Genomic DNA, 15,392 nt, shown 5'->3' on the forward strand with positions numbered 1-15,392 from the left:
GGGGGCATTGTTCGTATGTGGGACAGCCACATCCGTCGTCGACCGTGTGGCTCGTGGACGTCGCCACCCGCACTTTGGATTCAGAACCCACACACTCGGCGCCCGACGGGGCCTCGATGGTCGGGGCCCCACTCCCCCACCCCGGCCATTCGGTGCCAGGCGACGGTGGGGCTAGCTGGCCGACTCGAGGACGCCGTGCAACTGGCGAAGGAACGTCAGCGGTGCTGCGACCATGCCAAGGGTGATGACACCGGCGACGGCGTAGACGATCCATGACGCGGTGTCGTGGTCGGAAGCCATCAGATAGGTGGCCACCCCAATTCCCGTTGCGGCAGCGCCCATTGCGGCCGCAATGCTGGCGGTGCAGCGCAGCCAGATCTGTTCGACCGCCGCAGTCGGGAAACCGACCCGGTGGCCGGCAGGCGGCGTCGAGTACCGACGCAGCACCGGCGCACCGAACGGCTGCAGCCGCTGTGCCACCGACGGCGTTCCGCCCGACCTCGCACCGTCGTCCGGCGACTGGGAGCGGGCCGGGGCACTCGCCACCGCCGACTGCCTCGCCTTCAGCAGCAGCGGGATGGCCCCGATGATCACCAAGGCGGACACGCCGATCACCGCGTACAGCAGCCACGGGGTGTCGGACTTCTCCGCACCGACCGTATGGGCGTTGGCGAGGTCGACGAGCGCGACGACGGCCGCCACCCCGGCTCCCAGCGCGGTCAGCCACAGGGCGACGGCGACGGCGACCAGGATGCGATCGGTTCGATCGGGTGTCCCGGGGCGAGGACGCGCGACCGCGGTCGCCCCACCTTCCACGTCAGCGGTCATCAGCAGCTCGTCTGCCAGTCGTTGTTCTGCTGTGAGGCGATGGTCTGCCCGTCGCTAGTAGTGATCTGACAGTTCAACTTGCTCAGTCGCAGCAGGCTCGACGCCTGCACCGAGCCGAACTCCGACATCGAGATCGGCGTGACGGTCAGCGACCACGGGATGTACACGTTCTGCTGGGTGCGCTGCCTGCCGGACGCGTCGGTGTAGGTCACCGAGATGCGGTCCAGCGGCGCCTTGGTCCCCGTCACGGAGTACGTGATGAACCGCGGGCCCGTAGGGGCGGCTGACGTCGCAGGCGGCGGCCCCGTCTCCGCCGGTGGCGGTGGGGGCGGCGCCTCGACGGCGGGCGGTGGAGGCGGCGGCGGAGGCTCCTGGGTGACGGTGATCGTCTCAGGGGGCGGTGGTGGCGGCTCCTCGCTGGTGGGCGGGGGCGGCGGTGGTGGAGGCGTCGTCGTGGTGATCTCGTCCTGGACCGGCGGCACCGACGTGGTCGTGCTGGTTCCCGGGGTGGCGAGCGTCTCGCTGTCGGTGCGGGTGACCAGGACGGCTACCGACACGACCAGAGAGATCGCGGCGACGATGGCGACCACGCCGACCACCCAGGGCCAGCGCGGCGGGGTGGCGTCGTCCTCGGAGTTCGCATCGTAGGAGTCGTAGTCGTACAGCGCGGAGTCCGGTGGGACGTAGGGTGCGCTGGTGAATTGCTCGGATTCGGGGGCGGAGTACGCCCGCGAGTAGATCTCCGTCTCGCCCGTCTTGGGTGCGTCCCGAGCCGGTTCGTCCGGCCCCAGTGACTTCGATCCTGGAGAATCCGACTCTGGGGGATTCGGCCCGCTCATCTACGCCTGTCCTTTTCGACTGCCCGGTTGGCGCGACGTCAACGTCGGGGTCGTGACTGGTGGTCGTGCCTCGGCAACCTTACCGAACGTGACACGCCGAAGGCTTCCGTGGGACGTCCCATCGGTCAAGTGAGGCCTCTATCGTGACCTTCGTCCGTACGGGATCAGTGCTTCTCGGGTCCGGTGTAGTACTCGAACACCAGACCGGCGGCCGTCGCCAGCACCATGCAGACACCGGCGAAGATCATCCACGGCAACCACATGGCGATCGCCACGGCGGTCACCGACGCCGAAAGGGCGATGAGAAGTGGCCACCAGCTGCTGGGGCTGTAGAAGCCCAACTCCCCTGCGCCGTCGGAGATCTCGGCGTCTTCGTAGTCTTCGGGGCGCGTGTCGAGGCGCCGGGCGACGAATCGGAAGAACGTACCGGTGATCAGAGAAAGGCCGGTGGTGAGAACCAACGCGGTGGTGCCCGCCCACTCGATGCCACCGTAGGCGTAGATCGCGGTGAGCGCGCCGTAGCCGATGGCACAGACCGCGAAGAACGCGGTGAGGAACTCGAACAGTCTCGCTTCGATGTGCATGAGTCGTCGTCCCTACTTGCTCGCCATCGGAACCTGCTCGCCGCGGCGCGATTCGAACGGGTGCGTCGTGACTGCCAACTCGGGCAGACCCACCGCTCCGAGCGCGTCGGCGTTGGTTCCGTTGGGATGGTCGATGCGGTACTGGAGGTAAGCCTTGAACACGTTGGGCTCCACGACCCGCACTTCGAAGTTCATCATCGAGTGGTACGTGCCGCACATCTCGGTGCAGCGCCCGACGAATGCTCCGGTCTCCTGGATCTCGCTGACCTGGAAGACGTTGTCGGAGTTGTTGGCCTTCGGATCCGGCATCACGTCGCGCTTGAAGAGGAACTCAGGCACCCAGAAGCCGTGGATGACGTCGGCGGACGCGATCTGGAATTCGACGCGCTTGCCCTTGGGCAACACCAGGATCGGGATCTCGTTGCTGGTGCCCGTCGTCTCGACCTTGTCGAAGTTCAGGTACGTGCGGTCCTCGGGATTGAGTCCCTTGATCGGGCCGACGAGTTCTTCGCCGTGTTCGTCGACGCCCTCGGGCTTGGACACCATGGCGGCCTTGCGCTCGGCGTCGGCGCCGTCGTAGTTGAGCGTGCCGTCCTTGAACGCGATCTTCTGGTATCCGAACTTCCAGTTCCACTGGAAGGCCGTGACGTCGATGACCACCTCGGGGTTGGGGTCCTTGTGCAGCATCTTCTCCTGCACCACGACGGTGAAGTAGAAGAGCACCGAGATGATGAGGAACGGCACGACGGTCAGCACCAGTTCCAGCGGCATGTTGTAGCCGAACTGCCTGGGCATGTCGGTGTCGGTCTTCTTCTTGCGATGGAAGACGCTCGTCCAGAACAACATGACGTAGACGATGGCGCCGACGACCAGCGCTGCGATGACGCAGGCGATCCACAGCTCCCGGTTGAGCTTGGCCTCGGGGGTGATGCCGTTGGGCCAGCCGAGGCCAAGAGCCTCAGACCAGCTGCAGCCGCTGAGCAGGAGCGATGTCCCACCGAGAACAACCGACAACGCCACCATCCGGAACCCGCGTGCGGTCACGTCGGTGCCTCCTAGAAGTGGGTGAAACCAGGCGAATACTACGCAGCGTAGACCACACCCAACGGCTGGAGCGAAGCGACCGGGGTGTCGGTTCCGCGCCCCCTGGCGATTCGGCATACTGGCGCGATGTGCGGACTGCTTGCCTACCTACGTAACCCGTCCGCAGCGCCGTCCGCCGGGCTGGTTGACGCGGTGTCCGGGGCCACTCACCTCATGCGTCACCGTGGGCCGGACGAGCCGGGGACCTGGGCTGACGACGACGCCGACCCCACCGTGGTGCTGGGCTTCAACCGGCTGTCGATCATCGACATCGCCCACAGCCATCAGCCGCTGAGTTGGGGTCCGCCCGAGCAGCCGGGCCGCTACAAGCTGGTCTTCAACGGGGAGATCTACAACTACCTGGAATTACGAGAGGTACTGCGGTCCGAATACGGCGCCGAGTTCGCCACCGACGGTGACGGCGAGGCCATCCTCGCGGCGTATCACCACTGGGGCACCCAGGCGTTGGACCGGCTGCGGGGCATGTTCGCCTTCGCGCTGTGGGACTCGGTGGACGAAGAGTTGTTCTGCGCGCGCGACCCGTTCGGCATCAAGCCGCTGTTCATGGCGACCGGAGGCGGCGGCACCGTGGTCGGCAGCGAGAAGAAGTCGCTCCTGGACCTCGCGCCGGTGGCGGGTGTCGACCTCGGCGTCGACGAGCGCGCCGTGCAGCACTACACCGTTCTGCAGTACGTGCCCGAGCCCGAGACGTTGCACCGCGGCGTGCGCCGGCTGGAGTCGGGCAGCTACGCCCGCATCCGCCCGGGTCAGGCCCCGGCGGTGACGCGTTACTTCGTGCCGCGGTTCTCGGCGGTGCCGTTCGTCGCGGGCGCCGAGAAGAGCCGGTACGACGAGATCACCGCGGTGCTCGAGGATTCGGTCGCCAAGCACATGCGCGCCGACGTCACGGTGGGCGCGTTCCTCTCCGGTGGCATCGACTCGACCGCCATCGCGGCGCTGGCGATGCGGCACAACCCCCGCCTGATCACGTTCACCACGGGCTTCGAACGTGAGGGCTTCTCCGAGATCGACGTCGCGGTGGCGTCTGCCGAGGCGATCGGCGCCCGCCACGTGGCCAAGGTGGTCAGCCAGGCTGAGTTCGTCACCGCGTTGCCCGAGATCGTCTGGTATTTGGACGAGCCGGTGGCCGATCCGGCCTTGGTGCCGTTGTTCTTCATCGCCCGCGAGGCGCGCAAGCACGTCAAGGTGGTGTTGTCCGGCGAGGGTGCCGACGAGTTGTTCGGTGGTTACACGATCTATCGGGAACCGTTGTCGCTCAAGGCCTTCGACTACGTTCCCGGCCGGCTGCGCCGCAGCCTCGGCAAGGCGTCGCGGCCGTTGCCCGACGGCATGCGCGGCAAGAGCCTGCTGCACCGCGGGTCGCTGACGCTCGAGGAGCGGTATTACGGCAACGCCAGGAGCTTCTCCGACGCCCAATTGCGCGCGGTGCTGCCGGGTTTCCGGCCGGAGTGGACGCACACCGACGTGACCGCTCCCCTGTACGCCGAGTCCGAGGGTTGGGATCCGGTGGCGCGGATGCAGTACGTCGACCTGTTCACCTGGCTGCGCGGCGACATCCTGGTCAAGGCCGACAAGATGACGATGGCGAACTCACTGGAGCTGCGGGTGCCGTTCCTGGACCCCGAGGTGTTCGAGGTGGCGTCCCGCCTGCCGTTCGACCAGAAGATCACCAGGACCACCACGAAGTACGCCCTGCGCCGCGCGCTCGAGCCGATCGTGCCTGCCCATGTGCTCAACCGCGCGAAACTTGGCTTCCCGGTGCCGATTCGGCACTGGCTACGGTCGGGCGAACTGCTCGACTGGGCCCACGCGACGCTCGCGTCGTCCCAGACCGACGGTTTGGTCGACAAGCCCGCGGTGGCCCGGATGCTCGACGAACACCGGACCGGCGCGGCCGATCACAGCCGCCGCCTGTGGACGGTGCTGATCTTCATGCTGTGGCACGCGATCTTCATCGAGCGCAGCGTGGTGCCCCAGATCGCCGAACCGACGTATCCGGTGCAGCTGTAGGCCGTCAGGCCAGCGTCGCGCCGATCTCCTGGCCGGCTTCGGCGCCGTAGGCCGCCGACAGTCGCTCGATCGCGGCGTCGCGGTCCCACGTCCACTCCTGCGGGCCGGTGGCCTCGAGCACCAGCACGGCGACGAGTGAGGCCAGCTGCGCGGACCGCTCGAGGCTCAGTCCGGCGGCGCGTCCAGTCAGGAAGCCGGCGCGGAACGCGTCGCCGATGCCGGTCGGGTCGGCCTGGTGGGTCTCGGGGACGACGTCGACGTGGACGAACGTGCCGTCCGACGACACCAGGTCGACGCCCTTCGGGCCGAGGGTCGTGACCCGAAGCCCGATCTGGTTCATCACCTCGGCCTCGCTCCACCCCGACTTCTGCAGCAGCAGATCCCACTCGTAGTCGTTGGTGAACAGGTAGGTCGCACCGTCGATGAGCTTGCGGATCTCCTCACCGGACAGGCGGGCCAGCTGCTGCGACGGGTCGGCCGCGAAGGCCAGTCCGAGCGCGCGGCACTCCTCGGTGTGCAGGAACATCGCCTCGGGATCGTTGGCGCCGACGATGACGAGGTCGATCGCGCCGGCCGTCTTCGCGACGTCGGCGAGCTTGATGTTGCGGGACTCCGACATCGCACCCGGGTAGAAGGACGCGATCTGGGCCATGTCCTCGTCGGTGGTGCAGACGAACCGGGCGGTGTAGGCGCTTTCGGAGATCAGGACGTTGGAGCAGTCGACGCCGTGCTCGTCGAGCCAGGTCCGGTATTCGTCGAAGTCCTTGCCTGCCGCGCCGACGAGCGCGACGTCACCGCCGAGGACGCCGATGGCGTAGGCCATGTTGCCCGCCACTCCGCCGCGGTGCAGGACGAGATCGTCGACCAGGAAGCTCAGCGACACCTTCTGCAGGTGGTCGGCCAGCAGCTGTTCGGAGAACTTGCCGGGGAACTTCATCAGATGGTCGGTCGCAATGGATCCGGTCACCACAATCGTCACGAAGCTATGCCCTTCATTTGGTTAAGCCGTCTACCTAAGACTAACTAGCAGGTCGGTGCGCTAGCCTAACAACGTCATGGCTGGTCCAATCCCGTACCCCGAGTCCCCATACCCGGAATCGCTGCCCCGTCACCCGTTTCCGCCCGCCGGCATGCGGCCACCCGGTCCGCAGCCGTACCCGGGACCCGTGCCGTCGGCGTATCCAGGCACGTTGCCTCCGCCGGTCGACTATCCCTCGCCACGGCGAGGGCGACGTGTCGCACTGATCGGATTGTCTGTCGTCGCGCTGGTGGCGGCCGTGGTCGCTGCGGTCGTCGTCGCCGAACGCAGCGGCGACGACGAGGTGGCGGTGACCGACGCCTCGGCGGCGACCGCCATTCAGGGCTATCTCGACGCGCTGGCCAAGGGCGACGACGAGACCGTGGCCCGCAACAATTCGTGCGGGTTCTTCGACGCGGTCACCGATCGTCGATCGGACATGACGCTCGCCAATCTCACCAGCGATGCGTTCCGCCGCCAGTATGGCGAGGTGAAGGTGTCCTCGATCGACAAGATCGTCGCCTGGTCACCCACTCAGTCGCAGGTGCTCTTCACGATGCGGGCTACCCCGGCAGGCCGCAACCAGGGCGAGGTCGAGCGTCAAGGCATAGCTCAGCTGTTGCTCCAGGATCAGAACATCCTGGTGTGCTCATACCTACCGCGCAATTCCGGCCAGTTCTAGCCGGAATTGCGCGGCAAGGACTCAGTTGAAGGAGTCGCCGCAGGCGCAAGAACCGCCGGCGTTGGGGTTGTCGATCGTGAAGCCGGTCTTCTCGATGCTGTCGACGAAGTCGATGGTCGCACCCATGAGGTAAGGGGCGCTCATCCGGTCGACGGTCAGCGTGACACCGCTGAAGTCGACGTTCAGATCGCCGTCGAGCGACCGGTCGTCGAAGGCAAGCTCGTAGCGAAGACCTGCACAGCCGCCAGGCTGAACCGCGATACGAAGTTTCAGGTCGTCGCGGCCTTCCTGGTCCAGCAGCGACTTGGCCTTGGCCGAGGCGGCGTCGGTGAGGATGGCGCCATGAGCGGCGGTGGTAGTCGTGGTCGACTCGTCCTGAACAGTCATTCCTACTCCCTGGGCATTGTCATGCGTCGGATATCTCAACGGTACCTTGCCTACGCGCTATTCCCGACTCTCGGCGGCGGCCCAACGTGACGACGTCTGCTCCGCGAGCCCCGTGAGCTGCCGCGCGGCGTCGTCCATGGCGAGTTGGACCGACCCTGCGTAGTCGCTGATCGAGTGGGCGGCGGCGATGCCCGCTCCCGCGAGGGCGGATTCGTCGAGGGTGACCTGGCCGGCCAACACCAACACCGGGGCGTGTCGGGCTCCCGCGGCCAGGGCGCTGACCACCTTGCCGTGCAACGACTGGTCGTCGAATCGGCCCTCGCCGGTGACGATCACGTCGGCGGCCGCCACGTCGCCGTCGAGGTTGGTGTGCTCGGCGATGACGGCGGCACCCGACTCTCGGCGGGCGCCCAGCGCCATCAGCGCCGCTCCAAGGCCGCCGGCCGCGCCCGCACCCGGTTCGTCGCGGACGGTGCGACCCGTGCCCGCCTCGAGGGCGTCGGCCCACGCGGCCATCCGATCCTCCAGCAGGTCGACGGTCGCGGGGTCGGCACCCTTCTGTGGTCCGAACACGTGCGCCGCTCCCCGTGGTCCGAGCAGGGGATGTTCGACGTCGGTGGCGGCGATCAGGTCGACCCCGGCCAGCCGCGCCTCGGCGACCTCGAGCCCGCCGAGGGCGTCGACGAGGCCGCGTCCACCGTCGGTGCAGGCGCTGCCGCCCAACCCGACCACGATGCGGGACGCGCCCGCCACCAGCGCGGCGTCGACGAGTTGGCCGACGCCGCGGCTGTGTGCCTCGACGGCGGTCTGCACGGTGGGCGGTCCGCCGAGAATGGCCAACCCGCAGGCCTGGGCGCACTCGACGTACGCGGTCGCCGACTCGCTGTCGAAGACCCACTCCGCGGTGACCTCGGCAGCCAGCGGTCCGCTGACCTGTGCGGACCGGAGTCCGCCGAAGCGGTTGGCCAGCACGTCGACGAAACCGGGACCACCGTCGGACTGCGGCGCGAGGGTCAACCGATCCCCCGGCCTGCCGCGCCGCCATCCGGTGGCGATGGCCTCGGCGGCTTCGACGGCGGTGAGACTGTCGCCGTAACAGTCGGGGGCGATGAGGACACGCAGGTCGTGGATCGTCACCCCCGAAGGGTAAGGGGAACCGGCCCCGGCCACGCGGCAGATCGGAGGCGCATGTCGGACGCCGCCAGGATGTAAGTAACCTGGGAGGCGTGAATCTGCTGGGTCGCAAGAAGGACAATCCCCCACCCGAGGAGAGCGACGCGTCCTCCTCCGTCGCCGGGATGTCCGTGGCCGAGCAGGAGGCCAGGGCGCGTGCCACCGCTCCGAAGGGACGGCCCACCCCCAAGCGCAACCAGACCCGCAGTCGCGGTCCGGTCGCGCCTGCCCCGATGACGTCGGCGGAGGCGCGCAAGCGCAAGAAGGCCGCCAAACAGACGATGAGCAAGGAAGAGCGCAAGGCCGACAAGCTGGTGCGCCGCGCCGCGATGGCCGAACGCCGCGAGAAGATGATGTCGGGTGAGGACTCGTATCTGCTTCCCCGCGACAAGGGCCCGCTGCGCCGATACACGCGCGACATCGTCGACGCGCGACGGAACCTGCTCGGGCTGTTCATGCCTGCCGCGCTCGCCCTGGTGTTCGTGATGTTGTCGTTGCCGTCGGTCGAGATCCAGTACTACGTGCAGTTCGTGATGCTCGGACTGGTGGCCGTCATGGTGGTCGACGGGGTTCTGATCGGTCGGCGGGTCAACAAGGCCGTCGACGCCAAGTTCCCCGACAACACCGAAAGTGGTTGGAAGCTGGGCTTCTACGCCGCCAGTCGGGCGTCTCAGCTGCGCCGCATGCGGGCACCGCGCCCGCAGGTCGAGCGCGGCGCCAAGATCGCCTGATTCGACGTGCGCGTACTCGCACTCGGCGGCATCCGATCCGGCAAGTCGCAGTGGGCGGAGGCGGCGATCAGCCGCGCCGCCATTTCTGGCGAGGTCCGTTACGTGGCCACCGGTGCGGTATCCGACGGTCCCGAGTGGGCGGCTAGGGTCGCCATCCATCGGCAGCGCCGGCCCGATCGATGGTCAACCGTCGAAAGCGCCGACGTGACAACGCATTTGCGCACCGGTCCCGACGTTCCCACCCTGGTCGACGACGTCGGCGGCTGGTTGGTCGCCGCCATGGATCGCCGACGTGCGTGGACCGGCGGAGACGTCACACCCGACGTCGACGAGCTGGTCGCCGCGGTATCCGAATTCCGCGGCCCGCTTGCCCTTGTCAGTCCGGAGGTCGGGCTGACGGTGGTGCCCGCCACCGAGTCCGGTCGCCGATTCGCCGACGCGCTTGGGACGTTGAATCAACGCCTCGCCGCCGCCTGCGACGAGGTCGTCCTCGTCATCGCGGGTCAGCCCCTGACGGTCAAGGGGCGGCCGTCCACGTGATCGGCTCCGTCGCATCGGCTTTCGCGTTTGGCACCGTCCTGCCGGTGCGCACCCGGCAGGTCTTCGGTCGTGGCGCCCTGACCGCGCTACCCGTGGTCGGCGTCGCGCTTGGCGTGGTGGCAGCCGCGGGTGCGTGGCTGGCCGCGCACGCGTTCGGCGCCGGAAACCCGTTGACCGGTATGGCGGTGGTGACGGTCTTGCTGCTGGCGACCCGGGGTCTGCACGTCGACGGCTTCGCCGACACCGTCGACGGGCTCGGCTGCTATGGGCCGCCGGAGCGTGCGCTGGCCGTCATGCGCGACGGGCCCGCCGGCCCCTTCGGCGTAGCCGCGATCGTCGTGGCGATCGTGGTCCAGGGCCTGACGTTCACCATGCTGGACCCGATCGCGGTCGTGGTGGCCGTGGCGGCGGGCCGGGTCGCGGTGGTGGCGGCCTGTCGTCGCGGGGTCCCGGCCGCCCCGGGCGGCACGATGGCGGCGTTGGTGGCAGGCACGCAACCGGTGTGGGTGGCGGCCGCGTGGATCGTCGCGCTCGCGGGGGGCGCCGCCTTCGCCACCGACCGGCCGTGGCAGGGACCCGTCGCGGTGGTGGTGGCGGTGGCGGTCAGCGCCGTACTGGTGGCACATTGCGTCCGACGGTTCGGCGGCGTCAACGGAGACGTGCTCGGCGCGTGCGTCGAGCTGACGACGACGATCGCCGCGCTGGGACTGGCTGTCGGCTAGCTCAGCCGAGTCGGGTCATCCAGGCGTGGGTGTCGGCGAACGTGCCGCGCTGGATTCCGGTGAGCGTGTCGCGCAGCGCCATCGTCACCTCGCCGGGCTCACCGTCGGCGATGGTGAAGTCACCTTCGCCCGACTTCACGTGCGAGACCGGGGTGATCACTGCAGCGGTGCCGCAGGCGAACACCTCGGTGATCTCCCCCGCGGCGGCCTTCTTCTGCCACTCGTCGACGTCGATCTTGCGTTCCTCGACCGAGAAACCCGCATCGGTCGCCAACTGCAGCAACGAGTTTCGCGTGATGCCGGGCAGCAGGGAGCCACTGAGTTCCGGGGTGACCAAACGGGCGGTGCCACCGCTGCCGAAGACGAAGAACAGGTTCATGCCACCCATTTCTTCGACGTAGCGGCGTTCGATGGCGTCCAGCCACACCACCTGGTCGCAGCCGTGCTCCGTCGCCTCCGCCTGCGCCAGCAGCGACGCGGCGTAGTTGCCGCCGAACTTCGCCGCCCCGGTGCCACCGGGGCTGGCCCGCACGTACTCGGTGGACAGCCACACCGACACCGGCTTGAGGCCACCCTTGAAGTACGCGCCAGCGGGCGAGGCGATCACCATGTAGCGGTACTCGACGGCAGGCCGCACGCCGAGGCCCGGCTCGGTGGCGAAGATGAACGGGCGCAGGTACAGCGACTCCTCGCCCCCCGCGGCGGGCACCCAGTCTCCGTCGACGGCGATCAGCTGCCGCAGCGACTCGAGGAACACCTCTTCGGGCAGCTCGGGGATGGCCAGCCGACGGGCGGAGTTGCGCAGCCGGGCGGCGTTGGCCTCCGGCCGGAACGACACGATGGAGCCGTCGCCCCAGCGGTAGGCCTTCAGACCCTCGAAGACTTCCTGGGCGTAGTGCAGCACCACCGCGGAGGGGTCCAGCTGGATGGGGCCGTACGGCAGCACCTTGGCGTCGTGCCAGCCGTCGGCCTCGCTGTAGTCGATCGTCACCATGTGGTCGGTGAAGAAGCGGCCGAAGCCGGGGTCGGCCAGGATTCCAGTCCGTACCTCGTCGCTTGCCGGGTTCGCGTTGCGGGCAAGCGTGAAGTCGAGGGGACCAGTCATGTGCCGATTGTATAACCCGTGACTACCGAGTTTTAGCCTCTACGAACGGCGGTGCGACGACCTCGCATTCGAGTGCCCGGCCGCGCACGTCGACCGCCACCCGTTGACCGTCGGCGACGCCTGCGTCGGCGTCGAGCAGCGCCAGGGCGATGCCGACTTTCAATGTCGGAGAGAAGGTTCCCGAGGTGGTGACGCCCACCGGGCGGTCGCCGTCGAGCACCGTCATGTCGGCCCTGAGCACGCCGCGCCCCACGGCCTTGAGCCCACGAAGCACCCGGCGCGGGCCGGCCTGCTTCTCCTCGAGCAACGCCTCCCTGCCCCAGAACGCGTCCTTCTTCCAGCCGACGGCCCAGCCGCACTTGGCCTGCAACGGCGAGATGTCGGGTGACAGTTCGTGGCCGTGCAGCGGGTAGCCCATCTCGGTGCGCAGGGTGTCGCGGGCGCCGAGTCCGGCCAGTTCGCCGCCTGCGGCCGTGACGGCCTCGACCAGCGCGTCGAAGACGATCGCGGCGCGGTCCCATTCGGGTAGCAGTTCGTAGCCATGCTCGCCGGTGTAACCGGTCCGGCACACCCTCACGGACACGCCGCCGAACTCGGCGTCCGCGTATCCCATGTAGTCCATGTCGGTCGGCAGGCCCAGCGCGGCGAGCACCTCGGCCGCCTTCGGGCCCTGCACGGCGAGCACCGCGAACGAACGATGCTCGTCGGTGATGGTCAGTCCGGCCGGCGCCTTGGCCTGCAGGGCGGCGACGACGGCGGCGGTGTTGGATGCGTTCGGCACCAGGAACACTTCGTCGTCGGAGACGTAGTAGGCGATCAGGTCGTCGATCACACCACCGGAGTCGTTGCAGCACAACGTGTATTGGGCCTTGCCCGGGCCGATGCGACGAAGGTCGTTGGTCAGCGTCGAGTTGACGTAGTCGGCGGCGCCCGGCCCGACCACCAAGGCCTTGCCGAGGTGACTGACGTCGAAGAGGCCGACGGCGTTGCGGGTGGCGTTGTGCTCGCTGACGGTCCCCGCATAGGACACCGGCATCAGCCAGCCCCCGAATTCGGCGAAGCTCGCGCCCAGTTCGCGGTGGCGGTCCTCCAGCGGACCCTTCAGCAGGTTGTCACTCACGGCGAACCACATTAATGCCTCGCTACCCGCCGTCGACTTCTGCGCCTGGGCTGCACATTTTCGACTGCGGCAGCCATCGTGCAGAAGTCGCGCGGTCGCGACGGCCGACCGCCCCTGGCTAGGGTGACTTCCGTGAGCACTACACCCGGCTACCAGTCCCCCACCGTCACCGTCTCCACCGGCCTGCCCAAGCGCGGCATCGGCGCGGCGGTGTTGATCGTTCCCGTCGTCACCGGTGACGACGATCGGGCCCGGGTCGTCCCGAACCCCTTTCTCGACGCCGAGGCCGTCGGCGAGATCGAGGTGGCACTCAAGGCGCTCGGCGCCAAGGGCGGCAGCGAGCAGACCTCTCGCCTCGTCGTCCCCGCCCTGCCGGTCGCCAGCGTGCTCGCGGTCGGCCTCGGCAAGTCGCGCGACGAGTGGTCCGGTGACGTGATCCGGCGCGCGGCCGGGGTGGCGGCGCGGGCGTTGAGCGGCGTCGAGCACGTCGTGACGACGCTGTCCGAGCTCGACGTGGCGGCGACGGTCGAGGGTCTGATCCTCGGCGCCTACCGGTTCACCGACTACCGCAGCACCAAGACCGCCCCCAAGGAGCCGAGTCTGGCCAAGATCACGGTGCTGTCGACGGCGAAGGCCGCGAAGGCCGACGCCGTCCGCGGCACCGACGTCGCGACCGCGGTCGCGACGGCTCGCGACTTGGTCAACACCCCGCCGAGCCATCTGTTCCCCGACGAATTCGCCAAGCGCGCAAGGGCTCTCGGCGAGTCGGTCGGCCTGCAGGTCGAGGTGCTCGACGAGAAGGCCCTCGAGAAGGGCGGCTACGGCGGCATCGTCGGCGTCGGCAAGGGTTCGACCCGGCCGCCGCGGCTGGTCCGCCTGACCCACAAGGGCGGCAAGGGGCGCAAGCCCAAGAAGGTCGCCCTCGTCGGCAAGGGCATCACCTTCGACACCGGCGGCATCTCGATCAAGCCCGCCGCGAACATGCATCACATGACCTCCGACATGGGCGGTGCCGCCGCCGTCATCGCGACCGTGGTGTTGGCCGCCAAGCAGGGTCTGCCCGTCGACGTCGTGGCGACGGTGCCGATGGCGGAGAACATGCCGTCGGCCAGCGCCCAGCGGCCCGGCGACGTCCTCACCCAATACGGCGGCATCACCGTGGAGGTGCTCAACACCGACGCCGAGGGCCGGCTGATCCTGGCCGACGCCATCGTGCGGGCGTGCGAGGACGGGCCCGACTACCTCATCGAGACCTCGACGCTGACCGGTGCGCAGACCGTCGCGCTCGGCGCCCGCACGCCAGGGGTGATGGGCAACGACGAGTTCCGCGACCGCGTCGCCGCGCTCTCGCAGGCCGTCGGCGAGAACGGGTGGGCGATGCCGCTGCCCGACGAACTCAAGGACGACCTCAAGTCGACCGTCGCCGACCTCGCGAACGTCAGCGGCTCCCGCTACGCGGGCATGCTGGTGGCCGGGGTCTACCTGCGTGAGTTCGTCGCCGAGGGCGTGCAGTGGGCCCACATCGACGTCGCCGCACCGGCATACAACACCGGCGGCCCGTGGGGCTACACCGGCAAGGGCGGCACCGGAGTGCCGACGCGCACGATGTTCGCCGTGCTCGAGGACATCGCCAAGAACGGCTGACGGGCTACGCCGCCACCGGCACCAGGTGAACCTGGGCGGCCAGGACGAAGTCGGCGACGAGTGGGTTCGCGTCGCCGATTCGGGTGACCACGACTACCTCGCTGGCGGGGACGTCCTCGATCGGGACGGACGCCAGGTCGGCTCGCAACGTACTGCGCCGGTCACCGACGGGGACCACCGCAACGGCCTGGCCGCTGGCGACCAGTTCGAGTCTGTCCTCGAAGCTTTCGACGACGGGTCCCGCGGCCAGCGAGCCTGCGTCGGTCGGGTAGATCGAGCGCGGTGCGCCGTGCGAGCAGTAGACGGGCACACCGCCGGCGAAGTCCTGCAGTGACACCGACGCTCGGCCGGCCAGGTGGTGGTCGGCAGGCAACACCAACATCCGCGGCTCCTCGTAGAGCACCGTGACGTGCACGTCGTCGGCCGGGTGCGGCAGCGGAGCGCGGGCGACCAGCACGTCCACCAGGCCGTCGGCGAGCATGCGCCCGTCGTGGCACTCCAGGTGGCGGGTGCCGATCGTCGCCTGCGGGTGACGGAGCCGTAGTTCGCGGACCGCCGAGGTGACCACCAGGTCCTCGACGTAGCCGACGACCACCTTGCCCGCCGGCGCGTGGGCCCGGGCGGTGAGCGTGGCCCGGTGCGCGGCGCGCAGCAGGGCCTGCGCCTCCGGGAGGAACGCCGTGCCTGCTGCGGTGAGCACGGTGCCCCGCGGCGTGCGGTCGAACAGCGGTGCGCCGAGCTGGCGTTCCAACCGCTGGATCTGGCGGCTGAGGGCCGGTTGCGCGACGCGGAGCTCGGCCGCCGCCCTGCCGAAGTTGCGCTGCTCGGCCACGACGGTGAAGTACCGCACCAGCCGCAGTTCGAGGTCGGTCCCGAAGTCGTTCACCGGCAAGTCCTCACGAGCG

At 68.8% G+C, this 15,392-nt stretch carries 16 protein-coding genes; 6 read left to right on the forward strand and 10 right to left on the reverse strand.

The window, feature by feature from the left end; all coding sequences use genetic code 11:
- Positions 1–171: 171 nt before the first annotated feature.
- The 4 genes from B1790_RS32005 to B1790_RS32020 form a co-directional block, all read right to left on the reverse strand.
- Positions 172–828, reverse strand: a complete 657-nt coding sequence (locus B1790_RS32005) for a DUF2561 family protein (protein WP_079927309.1) — start codon at positions 826–828, stop codon at positions 172–174.
- Positions 828–1,667 (reverse strand): MmpS family transport accessory protein, encoded by an 840-nt coding sequence (locus B1790_RS32010; protein ID WP_079927310.1) that lies wholly within the window; start codon positions 1,665–1,667, stop codon positions 828–830. Before B1790_RS32010 ends, B1790_RS32005 begins: the two co-directional genes overlap by 1 nt.
- 164 nt (positions 1,668–1,831) lie before the next feature.
- Positions 1,832–2,251, reverse strand: coding sequence for a cytochrome c oxidase subunit 4 (locus B1790_RS32015; protein WP_079927311.1), 420 nt, complete (start codon positions 2,249–2,251; stop codon positions 1,832–1,834).
- 12 nt (positions 2,252–2,263) lie between these two features.
- The gene (locus B1790_RS32020; RefSeq protein WP_233165419.1) at positions 2,264–3,274 is read right to left on the reverse strand and encodes a cytochrome c oxidase subunit II; all 1,011 of its coding nucleotides are present in this window, start codon (positions 3,272–3,274) and stop codon (positions 2,264–2,266) included.
- 147 nt (positions 3,275–3,421) lie between these two features.
- On the opposite strand from B1790_RS32020, the gene asnB reads away from it, so the two are divergent.
- Positions 3,422–5,365 carry an asparagine synthase (glutamine-hydrolyzing) gene (asnB, locus tag B1790_RS32025; RefSeq protein ID WP_079927313.1) on the forward strand — a complete coding sequence of 648 codons (1,944 nt, stop codon included), beginning with the start codon at positions 3,422–3,424 and terminating at the stop codon, positions 5,363–5,365.
- Between the two features lie 4 nt (positions 5,366–5,369).
- Here the strand turns inward: asnB and B1790_RS32030 are convergent, their stop codons facing one another.
- A complete protein-coding gene (locus B1790_RS32030; protein ID WP_079927314.1) occupies positions 5,370–6,344 on the reverse strand; it encodes a carbohydrate kinase family protein in 975 nt (324 codons plus the stop codon).
- Between the two features lie 76 nt (positions 6,345–6,420).
- On the opposite strand from B1790_RS32030, the gene B1790_RS32035 reads away from it, so the two are divergent.
- Complete coding sequence (locus tag B1790_RS32035) at positions 6,421–7,065, forward strand: hypothetical protein (RefSeq protein ID WP_079927315.1); 645 nt, start codon at positions 6,421–6,423, stop codon at positions 7,063–7,065.
- Positions 7,066–7,086: 21 nt separating this feature from the next.
- Here B1790_RS32035 and B1790_RS32040 read toward each other — a convergent pair whose 3' ends face one another.
- Positions 7,087–7,452 (reverse strand): iron-sulfur cluster assembly accessory protein, encoded by a 366-nt coding sequence (locus B1790_RS32040; protein WP_056553940.1) that lies wholly within the window; start codon positions 7,450–7,452, stop codon positions 7,087–7,089.
- Positions 7,453–7,509: 57 nt separating this feature from the next.
- Entirely contained in the window at positions 7,510–8,574 is a 1,065-nt protein-coding gene (locus B1790_RS32045; protein ID WP_079927333.1) for a glycerate kinase, read from the reverse strand.
- A gap of 104 nt (positions 8,575–8,678) precedes the next feature.
- Here B1790_RS32045 and B1790_RS32050 point away from each other — a divergent pair, with 104 nt between their 5' ends.
- The 3 genes from B1790_RS32050 to B1790_RS32060 are packed head-to-tail and all read left to right on the forward strand — an operon-like array spanning position 8,679 to position 10,618.
- Positions 8,679–9,356 (forward strand): DUF3043 domain-containing protein, encoded by a 678-nt coding sequence (locus B1790_RS32050; protein WP_079927316.1) that lies wholly within the window; start codon positions 8,679–8,681, stop codon positions 9,354–9,356.
- A 6-nt stretch (positions 9,357–9,362) separates the two neighbouring features.
- Positions 9,363–9,896, forward strand: coding sequence for a bifunctional adenosylcobinamide kinase/adenosylcobinamide-phosphate guanylyltransferase (locus B1790_RS32055; protein ID WP_079927317.1), 534 nt, complete (start codon positions 9,363–9,365; stop codon positions 9,894–9,896).
- Entirely contained in the window at positions 9,893–10,618 is a 726-nt protein-coding gene (locus B1790_RS32060; RefSeq protein WP_079927318.1) for an adenosylcobinamide-GDP ribazoletransferase, read from the forward strand. The genes B1790_RS32055 and B1790_RS32060 overlap by 4 nt, the downstream gene beginning before the upstream one ends.
- A gap of 1 nt (position 10,619) precedes the next feature.
- Here B1790_RS32060 and B1790_RS32065 read toward each other — a convergent pair whose 3' ends face one another.
- Positions 10,620–11,723, reverse strand: coding sequence for a branched-chain amino acid aminotransferase (locus B1790_RS32065; RefSeq protein ID WP_079927319.1), 1,104 nt, complete (start codon positions 11,721–11,723; stop codon positions 10,620–10,622).
- Positions 11,724–11,745: 22 nt separating this feature from the next.
- The gene (gcvT, locus tag B1790_RS32070; RefSeq protein WP_079927320.1) at positions 11,746–12,855 is read right to left on the reverse strand and encodes a glycine cleavage system aminomethyltransferase GcvT; all 1,110 of its coding nucleotides are present in this window, start codon (positions 12,853–12,855) and stop codon (positions 11,746–11,748) included.
- Positions 12,856–12,975: 120 nt separating this feature from the next.
- On the opposite strand from gcvT, the gene B1790_RS32075 reads away from it, so the two are divergent.
- On the forward strand, positions 12,976–14,487 hold the full coding sequence (locus tag B1790_RS32075; protein ID WP_079927321.1) for a leucyl aminopeptidase: 1,512 nt from the start codon (positions 12,976–12,978) through the stop codon (positions 14,485–14,487).
- 4 nt (positions 14,488–14,491) lie between these two features.
- Here B1790_RS32075 and B1790_RS32080 read toward each other — a convergent pair whose 3' ends face one another.
- Positions 14,492–15,373 carry a LysR family transcriptional regulator gene (locus tag B1790_RS32080; RefSeq protein WP_079927322.1) on the reverse strand — a complete coding sequence of 294 codons (882 nt, stop codon included), beginning with the start codon at positions 15,371–15,373 and terminating at the stop codon, positions 14,492–14,494.
- Between the last annotated feature and the right edge of the window lie 19 nt (positions 15,374–15,392).

The sequence above is a fragment of the Mycobacterium sp. AT1 genome, assembly GCF_002043095.1.
In the GTDB taxonomy this organism is placed as follows: Bacteria; Actinomycetota; Actinomycetes; order Mycobacteriales; family Mycobacteriaceae; genus Mycobacterium.

Excerpts from the sequence above, each read along its gene's own strand:
- B1790_RS32005 (WP_079927309.1), bottom strand. The coding sequence starts at position 828 with ATGACCGCTGACGTGGAAGGTGGGGCGACCGCGGTCGCGCGTCCTCGC.
- B1790_RS32010 (WP_079927310.1), bottom strand. The coding sequence starts at position 1,667 with ATGAGCGGGCCGAATCCCCCAGAGTCGGATTCTCCAGGATCGAAGTCA.
- B1790_RS32015 (WP_079927311.1), bottom strand. The coding sequence starts at position 2,251 with ATGCACATCGAAGCGAGACTGTTCGAGTTCCTCACCGCGTTCTTCGCG.
- B1790_RS32020 (WP_233165419.1), bottom strand. The coding sequence starts at position 3,274 with ATGGTGGCGTTGTCGGTTGTTCTCGGTGGGACATCGCTCCTGCTCAGC.
- asnB (WP_079927313.1), top strand. The coding sequence starts at position 3,422 with ATGTGCGGACTGCTTGCCTACCTACGTAACCCGTCCGCAGCGCCGTCC.
- B1790_RS32035 (WP_079927315.1), top strand. The coding sequence starts at position 6,421 with ATGGCTGGTCCAATCCCGTACCCCGAGTCCCCATACCCGGAATCGCTG.
- B1790_RS32040 (WP_056553940.1), bottom strand. The coding sequence starts at position 7,452 with ATGACTGTTCAGGACGAGTCGACCACGACTACCACCGCCGCTCATGGC.
- B1790_RS32065 (WP_079927319.1), bottom strand. The coding sequence starts at position 11,723 with ATGACTGGTCCCCTCGACTTCACGCTTGCCCGCAACGCGAACCCGGCA.
- gcvT (WP_079927320.1), bottom strand. The coding sequence starts at position 12,855 with ATGTGGTTCGCCGTGAGTGACAACCTGCTGAAGGGTCCGCTGGAGGAC.